Annotated in this window: 15 protein-coding genes and 2 tRNA genes; 12 read left to right on the top strand and 5 right to left on the bottom strand. The window is 53.0% G+C overall.

The window, feature by feature from the left end; all coding sequences use genetic code 11:
• Positions 1–164: 164 nt before the first annotated feature.
• Complete coding sequence (gene cueR, locus IXC47_RS18330) at positions 165–638, bottom strand: Cu(I)-responsive transcriptional regulator (RefSeq protein WP_195876625.1); 474 nt, start codon at positions 636–638, stop codon at positions 165–167.
• A 407-nt stretch (positions 639–1,045) separates the two neighbouring features.
• On the opposite strand from cueR, the gene IXC47_RS18325 reads away from it, so the two are divergent.
• The 8 genes from IXC47_RS18325 (at position 1,046) to petA (ending at position 4,315) form a co-directional block, all read left to right on the top strand.
• Positions 1,046–1,450, top strand: a complete 405-nt coding sequence (locus tag IXC47_RS18325; RefSeq protein WP_195876624.1) for a hypothetical protein — start codon at positions 1,046–1,048, stop codon at positions 1,448–1,450.
• 74 nt (positions 1,451–1,524) lie between these two features.
• On the top strand, positions 1,525–1,803 hold the full coding sequence (locus IXC47_RS18320) for a hypothetical protein (RefSeq protein ID WP_195876623.1): 279 nt from the start codon (positions 1,525–1,527) through the stop codon (positions 1,801–1,803).
• 72 nt (positions 1,804–1,875) lie between these two features.
• Entirely contained in the window at positions 1,876–2,112 is a 237-nt protein-coding gene (locus IXC47_RS18315) for a hypothetical protein (protein WP_195876622.1), read from the top strand.
• A 128-nt stretch (positions 2,113–2,240) separates the two neighbouring features.
• A complete protein-coding gene (locus IXC47_RS18310; protein WP_195876621.1) occupies positions 2,241–2,615 on the top strand; it encodes a copper-binding protein in 375 nt (124 codons plus the stop codon).
• 110 nt (positions 2,616–2,725) lie between these two features.
• Positions 2,726–2,941, top strand: a complete 216-nt coding sequence (locus tag IXC47_RS18305; protein ID WP_195876620.1) for a DUF2933 domain-containing protein — start codon at positions 2,726–2,728, stop codon at positions 2,939–2,941.
• Positions 2,942–3,006: 65 nt separating this feature from the next.
• Positions 3,007–3,297, top strand: a complete 291-nt coding sequence (locus IXC47_RS19450) for a hypothetical protein (RefSeq protein WP_230089651.1) — start codon at positions 3,007–3,009, stop codon at positions 3,295–3,297.
• A gap of 117 nt (positions 3,298–3,414) precedes the next feature.
• The gene (locus IXC47_RS19445) at positions 3,415–3,663 is read left to right on the top strand and encodes a methyltransferase family protein (protein ID WP_326838428.1); all 249 of its coding nucleotides are present in this window, start codon (positions 3,415–3,417) and stop codon (positions 3,661–3,663) included.
• A 58-nt stretch (positions 3,664–3,721) separates the two neighbouring features.
• Positions 3,722–4,315 carry a ubiquinol-cytochrome c reductase iron-sulfur subunit gene (gene petA, locus IXC47_RS18295; protein WP_195876619.1) on the top strand — a complete coding sequence of 198 codons (594 nt, stop codon included), beginning with the start codon at positions 3,722–3,724 and terminating at the stop codon, positions 4,313–4,315.
• A gap of 319 nt (positions 4,316–4,634) precedes the next feature.
• Here petA and IXC47_RS18290 read toward each other — a convergent pair whose 3' ends face one another.
• The 3 genes from IXC47_RS18290 to acs all read right to left on the bottom strand — a co-directional run bounded on the left by IXC47_RS18290 (position 4,635) and on the right by acs (position 7,779).
• On the bottom strand, positions 4,635–4,892 hold the full coding sequence (locus IXC47_RS18290; RefSeq protein WP_195876618.1) for a hypothetical protein: 258 nt from the start codon (positions 4,890–4,892) through the stop codon (positions 4,635–4,637).
• Positions 4,893–5,532: 640 nt separating this feature from the next.
• Positions 5,533–5,623 (bottom strand) — tRNA-Ser (locus IXC47_RS18285).
• 173 nt (positions 5,624–5,796) lie between these two features.
• On the bottom strand, positions 5,797–7,779 hold the full coding sequence (gene acs, locus IXC47_RS18280) for an acetate--CoA ligase (protein WP_195876617.1): 1,983 nt from the start codon (positions 7,777–7,779) through the stop codon (positions 5,797–5,799).
• Between the two features lie 189 nt (positions 7,780–7,968).
• On the opposite strand from acs, the gene IXC47_RS18275 reads away from it, so the two are divergent.
• From IXC47_RS18275 to IXC47_RS18260, 4 genes are all read left to right on the top strand, one after another.
• The gene (locus IXC47_RS18275) at positions 7,969–8,589 is read left to right on the top strand and encodes a YqhA family protein (protein ID WP_195876616.1); all 621 of its coding nucleotides are present in this window, start codon (positions 7,969–7,971) and stop codon (positions 8,587–8,589) included.
• 25 nt (positions 8,590–8,614) lie between these two features.
• Positions 8,615–10,153 (top strand): fumarate hydratase, encoded by a 1,539-nt coding sequence (locus tag IXC47_RS18270; protein WP_175625340.1) that lies wholly within the window; start codon positions 8,615–8,617, stop codon positions 10,151–10,153.
• Between the two features lie 34 nt (positions 10,154–10,187).
• Positions 10,188–11,042: a glutamate racemase gene (murI, locus tag IXC47_RS18265; protein ID WP_195876615.1), complete on the top strand. Its 855-nt coding sequence runs from the start codon at positions 10,188–10,190 to the stop codon at positions 11,040–11,042.
• 107 nt (positions 11,043–11,149) lie between these two features.
• Positions 11,150–11,225 (top strand) — tRNA-His (locus tag IXC47_RS18260).
• A 152-nt stretch (positions 11,226–11,377) separates the two neighbouring features.
• Here the strand turns inward: IXC47_RS18260 and IXC47_RS18255 are convergent.
• Positions 11,378–13,324 (bottom strand): autotransporter domain-containing protein, encoded by a 1,947-nt coding sequence (locus tag IXC47_RS18255; RefSeq protein WP_230089650.1) that lies wholly within the window; start codon positions 13,322–13,324, stop codon positions 11,378–11,380.
• Between the last annotated feature and the right edge of the window lie 170 nt (positions 13,325–13,494).

Below are 13,494 nucleotides of genomic sequence, written 5' to 3'. Positions count from 1 at the left end.
CTCGTTCTGTGACCTGTTTGACTGCTTCAATCTTGAATTCTTCTGTATATCGCTTTGCACTCATAACACCTCCGTTAACCTATAAATTTATAGGCTCAGATGTGTCTAGTAAAGCCGGGGCGATTCAGCTTTAGTGGAATTCAATTGTTGACCGGAATACGCGATCACGACGAATGCGCTTCATGTTTTCGCGGTTCTGATCGTGGCCGGGATTGTTGCCCGCCCTGCTTGGTGGAGGTGCTCTTGGGTATCTCCCCGCTCATGCTGTCCAGGATTGGGCAGGAAGGCCGGTGGTTCCCCGCACAATGTCGCATCAGGTCTGTCAACGTATCGCGCATGACGACAAGTCCCGCGATCCGTTCATTCAGGTCTTCGATATGTTTTGCACTAATCGATTTGACCTGGGCACTGGTACGTCTCCTGTCTTGCCATAGCGCGAGCAGTTCACGGATTTGTTCAATTTGAAAGCCAAGTATCCTCGCCTGTCGTATAAAGCGCAGCGTGTGGATGTCGTTTTCGCCATAGGTCCGATAGTTGCCTTCGCTTCGAACGGCAGACTCCGCCAAGCCAATACTTTCATAATAGCGAATCATTTTGGCTGAAACCCCTGAAGTTCTGGCTGCTTGTCCGATATTCATGACGTCCTCTCTCTTTTCTGTGCCCACCGACGGTCCTCATCATTCCAATCTGCTACACACGTTGTCGTAACTTCACAATAGACCTTTCCTCTGTGGGAAGATCAAGCAGCGGAATCGTTTTTTTTCAACACAGACAATTCGATCAAAAATCATCGTCAAGACCATTGCGACAACATTACGAATTGTGTCTCGCTCACCCGATTCAGGCACTGGCCAGGTGGTCGCTAGCATTTAACGGTGCCCCTCCCAAAAAATGTGAGGCCACTTCAAATACATCTTGACCTTCCCACGTGGGAAGGCTAACAATGTGCTATCGGGGTTGCTTTTCCGATTCGCCTCTAAAAATTTATCATTGCTTGACAACAAATATCGTTTCTGCTGAGTACAAATTAAGCAAAAACTTGATAATGAAACTCGCCCGCCCATCCCGTCTATTTGCGGCACTCATCGTGCTGGTCAGCATGCTGTTCATGCAGCTTGCCGTAGCGGGATACACATGCCCTAGTTTTAATGTCGGGCAGGTCAATGAGTCGGCGTCGATGGCCATGGATAGTAATCAGGCGATGGCCTGGTGCGCCGGCTCGGATAAAGCACAACCCAGCCTCTGTCACGCGAACGACCAAGCAGGCAACCAGTCTCTGGACAAACCGCCGATGCCACATGTGATGCCCTTTATGGCTGCCGCACTGACGCTGGTATTTCGCAATATTGAGATCGTCGACCATTCCACTGACCCTCAACCGAACTCTCTTCTTCTGGCACGACCTACAGCGCCGCCGCTGTCCATTCGCAACTGCTGTTTCCGCATTTAATCCCCCTGATCGCCTAGCCGCCATCGCCGTGCCTTGCGCACGCCCGATGTTGTCACTTGTTATCTGGAGGTTTCATGTCATCCCCGTTCACCGCGCGCCATCCGGTTCTTCGGTTTTCCCTAAGAATCAGCCTCGCCGCGCTGGCAGGATCGCTTAAGTTCGTTGCCAACGTCTACGCAGTCGAGGCGCCATTGACGCTGGCGGGGGCTCAACGTCGCGCCATGGATCTGTTACCTGATCCGATATTGAAGGTCGGCATCGACAACCTGCCGGCTATCGCTAAATTTGTTTCTGATATTTCAGTGATTCCAGCGGTTGCGCTGCGGCTTTTGTATTGTCGGTGGTTGAATTAACCATCGTGACGATGAAGACGATTAAAAGTCTTGCTGACGCATAAATCAAACCAATTTACCGAGGAATCTATCATGAAAAAATTACTACTTACGCTGCTCTGCATAAGCAGCCTTAGTGCAGCATTTCCGGCCTTCGCAGGCCCTGATTGGCAACTGATTGAACAAGGGCGCAAGGCCAAACAGACGCAAATGATGCAAGCGGCCAATAAAGCTTCTCAATCCGGAATGGACCACCAGATGGATCCAAAAATGCACGAAAAAATGGATCAAATGATGAAGGATTGTCAGGAAATGATGAAAAAGCATTAACGCATTTTTAATGGCTCGATGCGATTTTTTTTGGCGGCTCATGCCGTCAGGAGACATCGTCACAGTCTAGGCAGTGATCAATCTTTTTTTGTTGTACCAACCCACCCTAAGTAATGAAGGAAATTACTATGAAATTTGCCGCAACCGTATCTCTGATTCTTGCTTTGTCCGCATCCAGTCTGGCAATGGCGCAGTCTGGCGGCGCAAAAAATATGGATATGAAAGACATGGACATGAAGAACATGCCGATGGAAAAAATGAGTTCCGATTCCTCTGCCAAAACCACCACCCACAAGGCGACAGGTATGGTGAAGGCAGTCGATGCGCTGAAGGGCACGGTGACGCTGGCCCATGGCCCCGTCAAAACATTGAATTGGCCGGCAATGACGATGACATTCGTTGTGAAGGACAAGATGTTCTTCGACAAACTCGCCGTCGACAAGAAAGTGTCGATCGATTTCACTAAGCAGGATAAAGATTATGTCGTTACCGCAGTGAAGTAACTGGCGCAATGGGCGGGTTGGCTTCCGTGCTCTCAATGGCACGCTGCCAAAGAGCGTGGAGATAGCCCGCCCATTAGCCAGTAGTTTGTAAATATAAAGGAGACACAATCATGTGCAGCTTCAAGACAATGATAAAGATGGCGGTGGGAATAGGCCTGTTGCTCATCGTTGGGTATGTGGCTTTTCCTGCATTCCAGACACAGATTACGGCAATCGCGCCGTACTTACTGCTTTTGGTATGCCCGATCGTGATGGTTTTTATGATGAAGGGAATGAATAATCCCCAAAAAGAAAAGGACAAGAAGCCAGATCAAGAGGACAAATAATCGATCTCGAGGCATAAGTCGTTCGATTCCATCAGCGACGTCGGTAAGCCGCAAGGAGGTAGATCATGCATGATACAAGTGGTTTTGCCGGGCATTACGGACATTGGGGATGGGTCGCGATGATCATCGTGATCGTGTCCTGGATACTGTATCGCTACGCGGCGCCCAAGGGCTGGCGCGAATGGAGCGGTGCCGGATTGATTCAAGCCTTCATTATTGCGCTCTACGCCGAAATGTACTGCTTTCCGCTAACGATCTATCTGCTGACGGGATTTCTCGGTATCGACCTGCCGATATATACCCAGACCGGCCATCTATGGGCGTCCCTCCTTGGTTACGGTCAAGGGGCGCGATGACCGAAATGCTGATCGGCGGCACGTTCGTCATGTTGGGCGTCGTGCTGTTAATCACCGGCTGGAGCCAGGTTTACCAAGCGCATCGCGAAGGCCGTTTTGTGAAGGACGGGCTATGGCGTGATCCGTCATCCTCAGTACCTCGGCATCATGCTTGCCGTATTCGGCCAAATCGTGCACTGGCCGACACTCCTCACTTTAATACTCTTTCCCGTGATTGTGCTTGTCTATGTTCGACTCGCGCGCAAGGAAGAACGAGAAATGGTCGGGCGTTTCGGTACGGTTTATCAGGATTACATGCAGCAAGTACCAAGGTTTTTCCCGCGACAGGGCAACTGGGGCCGGTTGTTCGACAGCTTGCGGCTGTGATAGGCGGGAGTGAGTGATTGGGGATGGCAGGAGCATCCATTCAAGAAAGGAACGCATCATGGACAATCGTGAAACAGACACCCGCCGCAGAAAATTCCTGACAGCGGCGACGACGGGAGTGGGAGGCGTCGGCCTCGTTGCGGCATCGATTCCGTTTGTGCAAAGCATGTCGCCCAGCGAAGCCGCCAAGGCTGCCGGCGCACCGGTGGAAGTGGATCTCGGTCGAGTGAAACCGGGCACGCTGTTGACGGTGGAGTGGTGCGGCAAACCGGTGTGGATCGTGCATCGCACCGACCGGATGCCCGATTTGCTCGGCAGGCACGGCAACCAGCTGGTCGATCCGCAATCGAAGGAAGCGCAGCAGCCCGAATATGCGAAGAATGCCACCCGTTCGATCAGGTCGCCGTATCTAGTGGTGATTGGCATCTGTACCCATCTGGGCTGCATACCGATCTACCGTCCCGAGATGGCACCGGCCGATCTGGGGCCTGATTGGCCAGGCGGCTTCTACTGTCCGTGTCATGGCTCGAAGTTCGATCTGGCCGGGCGCGTGTTCAAGAATGTGCCGGCGCCACGCAACTTGGAGGTTCCACCGTATACCTATGTAAGCGACACGCGCCTGCTGATCGGCAAGGATGACAAGACAGTCTAAGAGAACCTATGTAAAAAAATTACGGGCACCATTTCGGTCATCCGATTCACAAGGAGAAATGAACGTGAAATATGTGATTGCCATTATTCGGCCGGACGTTTTGACGGAGCTGGAAACTAAACTCAACACTATTTCTTCTCTGAACGATGTGAAAGGCTTGAAACGAACCGGGTGACGCGACCCAGGCACACACAAACTTTCGACAGGGTGAAACGGGGCGCTGTTCATAAATGCGACAGCCCACATCACTTACGAAATGGCATGGTTTTCCAGGGTACATTTCATGTCCTTGAATGGATGCCTTTAGCCAACCATCACGTTAGGCTGGGGTGGCAACTTTGGAGTGCGAATGAGTGGCAACTTTGAAATGCGAACAGGTGGCAACTTTAGGGTGCGAATGGGTGGCAATATCCATGCGAATACTCATATGGACGTCATCCAACTCAAAACTCGAACGATTGAGTTTCGAAATAATTGAGAAATTAGCGAAGTGTTCGAACTGATTGGCTTCGTCTTTTTTTTCTATATCGTTTTGCGCAGAAAAAGTTTCGAGAAGCGATTTAGTAATTTTATCCATGTTCCCCCCTTACCAACATTGTCGCCGCAAATGCTCAAATGGACAATGCAGTAAGTGTGCGCGGGTTATAACACCATATAAAACCCTATAGCCCATATTTCTCTAACCCCTGATGTTGCGTCGCGCCTTACGTAAGGCATCAATGGCTGCCCCGACTCTCTCTTTACGAACACCTCACGGCCAAACGCTTTGATATAAACGTATGCGCCACTTGCTTCGATTCTGGCGTTACCGATTTGAATCTGCATATTTTCTCCCCAAGCTATCTTTAAGTCCGCCCGAATAGACGAATGAGAGGCAGCTTAGATTCAAACAAGCGCTGTGTAAAACCGGAGATTTTTTAGGGCACAGGAAATGTAGCGAGGAGAAGACACAATGTAAAAAAGCCCCATCGCTGGAGCTTTATTTTCACAAAAACGTGTGTGGTTTTTGTGTGTGGTTTGATGCGATTTTGAATTCGTTAACTCATTGATTCAAAATGCTTTTGTGTCTATGGCGGAGAGAGGGGGATTCGCCTACGTTCCGCAGGCCGCGGTTGCGCTTGCAAGCGCAACCCTTCGAATCCCCCGCGTAAGCCGCGCAGGCGGCTTACTTCTCTCGGCCAAAACAAAAAAGCCCGCTTGCGCGGGCTTTTGTATTTTGGCGGAGAGAGGGGGATTCGAACCCCCGGTAGGCTATGAACCTACACACGCTTTCCAGGCGTGCGACTTAAACCACTCATCCATCTCTCCTGAATCTGGTCTTCGCGGACTGCTTTTTAGCGAAGCCGCTGATTATAGCAAAATTTTCCTGAAAAATGCCCGTTTTCCTGCTTTCCCATCCCTTCCCCCATAAAAAAACCGCCGCAGCGGCTAGCTGCGACGGCTTTTTTGGCGACTACCGGTAGTCTTTTTTACCGCTGTTTTTACTGTGCCTGCTTGAGTTGCTCAAGGATGGCCGGGTTTTCCAGAGTGGAGATGTCCTGCGTGATGACTTCGTCCTTGGCCAGTACGCGCAAGAGGCGGCGCATGATTTTGCCTGAGCGGGTTTTCGGCAAGTTATCACCAAAACGGATTTCCTTGGGCTTGGCGATAGGGCCGATTTCTTTGGCTACCCAGTCACGCAATTCCTTGGCGATTTGCTTGGCTTCGTCGCCGCTAGGACGTGAGCGCTTGAGAACCACGAAAGCACAGATCGATTCACCTGTGGTTTCATCCGGTTTGCCGACCACTGCAGCTTCGGCCACGATAGGATTCGCAACCAGCGCTGATTCGATTTCCATCGTACCCATGCGGTGACCGGAGATGTTGAGCACGTCGTCGATACGACCGGTGATGGTGAAGTAACCGGTTTCTTCGTTACGAATCGCGCCGTCGCCTGCCAGGTAAGTACCGCCACCCAACTCATGCGGGAAGTAGCTTTTCTGGAAGCGTTCAGGATCGTTCCAGATGTTACGGATCATCGATGGCCATGGGCGTTTGATGACCAGCAGGCCGCCTTTGCCATTCGCCAGGTCGTGCCCTGCTTCATCCACTACTGCCGCTGCGATACCTGGCAACGGTAAGGTGCAGGAACCCGGCACCATCGGTGTTGCACCCGGCATAGGCGAGATGACGTGGCCGCCGGTTTCTGTTTGCCAGAAGGTGTCGGCGATCGGGCAGCGCTCACCACCGATGTTTTTGTAGTACCACATCCATGCTTCCGGATTGATAGGCTCACCGACCGAACCCAGCAAACGCAGGCTGGAGAGATCGTATTTGCTCGGATGCACGGCCGCATCTGCATCAGCCGCTTTGATCAGCGAACGGATGGCGGTAGGCGCGGTGTAGAAGATGGTGACTTTGTGCTTTTGCACCATGTCCCAAAAACGACCAGCGTTCGGGAACATCGGTACGCCTTCGAATACGATTTGCGTCGCGCCGCACGCTAATGGCCCATAAGTGACGTAAGTGTGGCCCGTGATCCAGCCGATGTCGGCGGTACACCAGTAGACATCGTCCGGCTTGATGTCGAAACTCCACTTCATGGTCAGCATCGCCCACAGCAGGTAACCACCGGACGAGTGCTGCACGCCTTTTGGTTTGCCGGTGGAGCCGGAGGTGTAGAGGATGAATAAGGGATGCTCGGCACCGACTGCTACCGGTGCGCATTCTGCCGCTTGCTTCTCTACCAGCTCGTGCAGCCAGATGTCGCGGCCTGCGACGAAGTTGATGTCACCGCCGGTGCGTTTGTAGACCACCACTTTACGGATGGTGTCGCAACCACCGAGCGCGAGCGCTTCGTCGACGATGGCTTTGAGTGGCAGGTTTTTACCGCCACGTACCTGGTAATCAGATGTCAGCACAGCGACTGCACCCGCATCAATGATGCGTTCCTGCAGCGATTTGGCCGAGAAGCCGCCGAATACGACCGAGTGCGTTGCGCCTATGCGGGCGCAGGCCTGCATCGCGGCGATGCCTTCGACCGACATCGGCATGTAGATAATGACGCGATCGCCCTTTTGTATGCCCAGCTCTTTCAGACCATTGGCGAATTTGCAGACGCGTTCGTACAGTTCTTTATAGGTGACACGTGTCACTTTGCCGTCGTCCGATTCAAAGATCAGCGCGACTTTGTCAGCGTTACCGTTGGTCAGGTGACGATCCAGGCAGTTGTAGGAGACGTTGAGTTCGCCGTCTTCGAACCATTTATAGAAAGGCGCATTCGACTCGTCGAGTCGTTTGGTGAAAGGTTTGCTCCAGATGACGTTCTGCTGCGCCAGGCGCGCCCAGAATCCTTCGTAGTCTTCCGCGGCTTCAGCACATAGGGCGTTATACGCATCCATGCCGCTGATAGCGGCATTGTTTACGAAATCTGCAGGCGGATTGAATACCCGCTCCTCTTGTTTGAAGCTCTCGATGCTGGACATTGTCCCCTCCAATATGGATTTTATTTGTTACTCACAATATGCTTTTACACTTACTGAAGCCTTACACGATTCTGACCTCGTGGCCAGGCTCCGACAAGCTGAAATCGGCGACCCGTACTGCACAGGAAAACGGCCTGCACGTGTAAAATGCAGACTTCCGTTTTATCCCTAGTTACTCCACCGCATCTCATGAAACCATCTGTACCTACTGACGAATTATCAACAAAACAGCCTATACCGCCGCTGGCGAGACTTATTTTCATGACGCGCTGGCTACAGTTACCATTGTATCTGGGTCTGATTTTGGCGCAATGCGTCTATGTTTTTCATTTCTGGGTTGAATTATCCGATTTGATCGGTGCGGTACTCGGCAACCCTGATTCGCTGCAGCATATCCTGGATGCAGTTGCGATCCCGGGCGCAGCCAAACCGAGCAAATTGAATGAAACGACTATCATGCTGGTGGTGCTGGGCCTGATCGACGTAGTGATGATTTCCAACCTGCTGATCATGGTCATCATCGGTGGTTACGAAACCTTTGTTTCACGCATGAACCTGGAAAGCCATCCGGATCAGCCTGAATGGTTGTCACATGTAAATGCATCCGTACTGAAAGTAAAACTGGCAACTGCGATCATCGGTATTTCATCCATCCACCTGCTGAAAACCTTTATCAACGCTGCTGCTTACGATACCAAGACCTTGCTGGCGCAAACCGGCATACATATAGTGTTCCTGTTGTCCGCCATGGCGATTGCCTACAGCGACCGCATCATGGCCCAGACTGCCGCCATCAGCGACTCCCATTAATCCTCTTTCTCTAGCCGACACTGCCATGACCATCATTAAACAAGACGATTTAATCGAATCCGTTGCAGCAGCCTTGCAGTACATCAGCTACTACCATCCGCAGGATTACATCCAGCATTTGGCACGCGCATATGAATCGGAGCAAAGCCCGGCAGCGAAGGATGCAATTGCACAGATCCTGACCAATTCGCGCATGTGCGCCGAAGGCAAGCGCCCGCTGTGCCAGGATACCGGCATCGTCAATGTGTTCCTGAAAGTGGGCATGGGCGTGCGCTTTGAAGGCTTCTCCGGCTCGGTGACCGACGCCGTCAACGAAGGCGTACGCCAGGCCTATAACCACCCGGATAACACGCTGCGTGCATCCATCGTCGCCGATCCGCATTTCGAACGTAAAAACACCAAGGACAACACCCCTGCCGTGGTGCACGTGGAGTTGGTACCGGGCAATACGGTCGATGTACAAGTCGCAGCCAAAGGCGGCGGCTCGGAAAACAAAACCAAATTCGTCATGCTGAATCCATCCGACTCGCTGGTCGACTGGGTCATGCAAACCGTGCCGCTGATGGGCGCCGGCTGGTGCCCGCCAGGCATGCTGGGTATAGGTATCGGCGGTACCGCAGAACGCGCGATGCTGATGGCGAAACAGGTGTTGATGGAAGACATCGACATGTACGAACTGAAAAAACGCGGCCCGCAAAACAAGACAGAAGAATTGCGTATCGAGTTGTGCGACAAGATCAATTCGCTCGGCATAGGCGCACAAGGCCTGGGCGGCCTGACCACCGTGCTCGACGTGAAGATCATGATGCACCCTACGCATGCAGCGTCGAAGCCAGTCGCCATGATCCCGAACTGCGCAGCGACCCGCCATGCGCATTTCGTACTCGATGGCTCCGGCCCGGTTTATCTGGATCCGCCTGCGCTGTCCGACTGGCCTAAAGTCAACTGGATGCCAGATACCGAGCAATCGAAACGCGTAGATCTGAACACCCTGACCAAGGAAGAAGTCGCGTCGTGGAAACCAGGCCAAACCCTGCTGCTGAACGGCAAGATGCTGACCGGTCGCGATGCCGCACACAAACGCATCCAGGACATGTTGGCCAAAGGCGAAAAACTGCCAGTCGACTTCACTAACCGTATCATCTACTACGTCGGCCCGGTTGATCCGGTGCGTGACGAAGTCGTTGGTCCGGCCGGTCCGACTACTGCGACCCGCATGGATAAATTCACTGAAATGATGCTGGCGCAAACCGGCCTGATCTCGATGGTCGGCAAGGCCGAACGTGGCCCGACCGCGATTGAAGCAATCAAGAAGCACAAATCGGCTTACCTGATGGCGGTCGGCGGTGCCGCTTACCTGGTATCGAAGGCAATTAAAAACGCCAAGGTACTCGGCTTCGAGGATCTGGGCATGGAAGCGATTTACGAGTTCGATGTGCAGGACATGCCTGTCACGGTCGCAGTCGATTCGACCGGTACTTCGGTGCACAACACCGGGCCTAAGGAATGGAAAGAAAAAATCGAGAAGATCCGATTGAACGAGATTCCTGTTTCTGCAGTCTGATCCGGCACATTCACATAGAGAGCAAAACGATACTGTGAGCTTTTCCGCTTATCCTGACCCAGTTGCAGCCGACGCGCCGATAGGAATCTTCGATTCGGGCGTCGGTGCCTTATCAGTATTGCGCCACATCCAGGCGCGTTTGCCATCCGAGCATTTGCTGTGTTTTGCTGATTCCGGCCATGCGCCGTACGGCGGCAAATCAGATGCCGCGATCATAGAGCGCACGCTGGATATCGCTGCCTTCCTCTCGACCAAAAACATCAAGGCGATTGTCGTCGCCTGCAACACCGCGACGGCAGCGGCGATAGAAGCACTGCGCCAACATTATCCAAAACTGATCATCGTCGGTGTCGAACCCGGCCTGAAGCCGGCCGCCGTGTTCAGCAAAAGCGGCAAAGCTGGCGTACTGGCAACCGCCAGCACCCTCGCCAGCAGCCGCTTCATCGCGCTGCGTGACCAGATCAGCACCACTACCGGTATCAGTTTCCTGACGCAAGCCTGCGTCGGCCTGGTCGAACAAATCGAAAAAGGCGAGCTGGATACGCCGGAAACTGTCGCCATGCTGGAGCGCTATGTCACGCCGCTGCTACGCGGTGGTGCCGATACACTGGCGCTGGGCTGCACACACTACCCTTTCGTCCAGCCGACTATAGAAGCCATTGCGCAGCGCGAGAGCGCTGTACCGGTCACCATCATCGATACCGGTGAAGCCGTGTCACGTCAGCTTGAGCGTCTGCTGCAACAACGTGGCCTGCAACGCTTTGAAACCGCGCCTGGCTCACTGCAAGCCTTTACCACCGGTAGCCGCGAAGCTTTGGTAAATGCCTTCGCAAATCTGCTGAACCAGCACCCGACCGTGACGGAAATGCCCGCCAAAACAGCGGCTTAAGAAAAATTCAGCTGATTTCTTGAATTGATTTGCCAGCTGCGTATGAATTTTGTATAATGCGCAGCTGTCCTGCAGAACATTGCAAGGCAGATCGTTGTAAATCAGTGGTGGCTGTAGCTCAGTTGGTAGAGTCCAGGATTGTGATTCCTGTTGTCGTGGGTTCGAGCCCCATCAGCCACCCCACTGAACCCCATACATCAGCATGTAGTTCCTCGCTGAAAACACGCTTTCCCCCAAATTCGTAAAGTAATGCACAAGGACAATGGTCTTTGTTGGATATTTCTTGCGCAAAAATCTACATCCGATCATTTGCGCAAGATGCCATCCATACACTTTTAAAAGACCCAGCGATAACTGGCCGCCAGCCAGTAAGTCGACATTTCACCTTCTGTACTCGCATTTAACATCACATTCGCGATACCGCCACCGACTTTGGCTTCCAATCCGAGCCCGGCGCGCAGCCAGTTCCGTTTCAAATCATGTCCGCGGAAAGCAAACGAGCCTCCACCCGCCCCAAGCAGCACACCACTGACTGTCGTCGCCTGGCTTTCAAAGCGATGCGCCGCTTCCAAACGGCCGAGCACGGTGACAGTGTTACTAATTGGGCGTACCACATCCATACCTATATGCGCAGTAGTCGCATTTTCAGTACGCTTGTTCCACAACACAGGGAAGCCATTACCCTGCTCCGTATAACCGTCCATCCGCGTCTTCATATACGTCAGGCTGGTGTACGGCGTCAGGCTAGTCTTGCCCACACTGATCAAATCCTTCCAGTCCAGCCGCAGTCGTATGCCTGCTGTTTCCGTATCCGGATTACCGTATGCATGTGTCAACACACCGGCATTCCGATACGCACGATCTATTCGCAAATCACCCTGACCATAGTAGGCACTGACAGTAGCCAGCATTGTGCTATTCGGCACCCACAAGATCATCTCGGGCAATAGATAAGTACTACGCGCCGTGGTATCACCACCAAATCCGGTGTTTGCACTGCTATAGGTACGACCCAATGCAATATTGAACTGCATCGCTTGTGTCGGACGATAGCCATAACCGACTTCAGCCAGACCTTGTTTGCTGCTGTAAGCATCGTGCTCCTGCCGTCCGACATCGCCGGCGGTCCATATATTGGCACGCCCTACCGGCAACAAGGAGCGCATGGGACTGCCATGGGCACCATGCAAGACATCGGCATCCCTTGCACCGAGCAAGGCTGAGTTGGCAACACTCTGCAAGCCTGCGTTGAACTCCGGCACATCGATCAGGCCGGAGGTGGCACGGGCGATAAAAGCATGGCCGTTATCAAGCTGTCCGACCACTACATCACCTGCCGCGTTAACATCGGTCGCGACACGGGTATTGAAGTGCACGACCTTGACGCCATTGGCTATCAGCCAATCCTCAATGGTCTGCATACCACCGCCCTCGGTCCAGCGAAAAGCGCGGACAGCGCCGCTGCTGATCTCGGATTCACCGACCACCACGTCGCCAATGTCATTAATGCCTCTGGCCGTGGAGTTATTGCCACCCAGCGTACCGAGATCCTGCATCTTGCCGCTGCCTTCTGTCCATAGAAAAGCATGGCGAAATCCATTGTTGACGCCCGGAACACCATTGATGCTCTCCACATAATCGGCATAACCAACAACGACATCGCCGGCAGCATTGACAGCTATCCCTTCCGAATTGCTACCACCCAAAGTGCCGAGGTCATCCATTGTTCCGCTGGCGAGCGTCCAGCGAAAAGCACGATAAGCGGCATCACCACTGAGATTCGAAGTACCGACCACCACATCGCCGACTTTGTTGACGGCAAAGGCATTGGCTTCTGTCCCACCCAATGTGCCCAGATCAGTCATTTTTTGATCGGCTGCCGTCCACCGGAAAACGTGACGCTCTTCGCTACTTGTGTTGGCACCACCGACCACCACATCGCCGGCCGCATTGACTGCATAGGCAGCAGATAAGCTGCCACCCAAAGTACCGAGATCAGTCATCTTTTGATCGGCTGCTGTCCAGCGGAAGGCACGCGTCACACCAGCACTGGTATCCGATTCTCCTACCACCACATCACCCGCGGCATTGACACCGTTAGCCAAGGAAAACACCCCGCCCAAAGTCCCGATATCATCAATCGTGCCGCTCGACGCATTCCAGCGGAAGGCGCGATAATAAGCGCCCCTGCGGACAAAACCCACTACGACATTACCGTCGGTATTGACACCGCTGACAACCGACGAACCAGCACCTATGCCCTGGTCCGCCAGATCAATCAAATCCGTTGCCGCTGCCTGCTGAGATGTGGCCAGAGCCACTAAAAACAGGCATATAACTGTCGCGAAAGGCATAACTTTAAGCCCGCTCTGCGCACCGCCACTAAAACTCATATCACTCTCTCCTATGCTCGAATGTGAAATCACCCTGATTTCATGTGCAACGATTCAAC

This window comes from Herminiimonas contaminans, assembly GCF_015645465.1.
Lineage (GTDB): Bacteria > Pseudomonadota > Gammaproteobacteria > Burkholderiales > Burkholderiaceae_D > Oxalicibacterium > Oxalicibacterium contaminans.
The sequence above is the reverse complement of the archived record's forward strand: the minus strand, read 5'-3'. Positions and strand labels throughout refer to the sequence as shown.

Excerpts from the sequence above, each read along its gene's own strand:
- cueR (WP_195876625.1), bottom strand. The coding sequence starts at position 638 with ATGAATATCGGACAAGCAGCCAGAACTTCAGGGGTTTCAGCCAAAATG.
- IXC47_RS18325 (WP_195876624.1), top strand. The coding sequence starts at position 1,046 with ATGAAACTCGCCCGCCCATCCCGTCTATTTGCGGCACTCATCGTGCTG.
- IXC47_RS18320 (WP_195876623.1), top strand. The coding sequence starts at position 1,525 with ATGTCATCCCCGTTCACCGCGCGCCATCCGGTTCTTCGGTTTTCCCTA.
- IXC47_RS18315 (WP_195876622.1), top strand. The coding sequence starts at position 1,876 with ATGAAAAAATTACTACTTACGCTGCTCTGCATAAGCAGCCTTAGTGCA.
- IXC47_RS18310 (WP_195876621.1), top strand. The coding sequence starts at position 2,241 with ATGAAATTTGCCGCAACCGTATCTCTGATTCTTGCTTTGTCCGCATCC.
- IXC47_RS18305 (WP_195876620.1), top strand. The coding sequence starts at position 2,726 with ATGTGCAGCTTCAAGACAATGATAAAGATGGCGGTGGGAATAGGCCTG.
- IXC47_RS19450 (WP_230089651.1), top strand. The coding sequence starts at position 3,007 with ATGCATGATACAAGTGGTTTTGCCGGGCATTACGGACATTGGGGATGG.
- petA (WP_195876619.1), top strand. The coding sequence starts at position 3,722 with ATGGACAATCGTGAAACAGACACCCGCCGCAGAAAATTCCTGACAGCG.
- IXC47_RS18290 (WP_195876618.1), bottom strand. The coding sequence starts at position 4,892 with ATGGATAAAATTACTAAATCGCTTCTCGAAACTTTTTCTGCGCAAAAC.
- acs (WP_195876617.1), bottom strand. The coding sequence starts at position 7,779 with ATGTCCAGCATCGAGAGCTTCAAACAAGAGGAGCGGGTATTCAATCCG.
- IXC47_RS18275 (WP_195876616.1), top strand. The coding sequence starts at position 7,969 with ATGAAACCATCTGTACCTACTGACGAATTATCAACAAAACAGCCTATA.
- IXC47_RS18270 (WP_175625340.1), top strand. The coding sequence starts at position 8,615 with ATGACCATCATTAAACAAGACGATTTAATCGAATCCGTTGCAGCAGCC.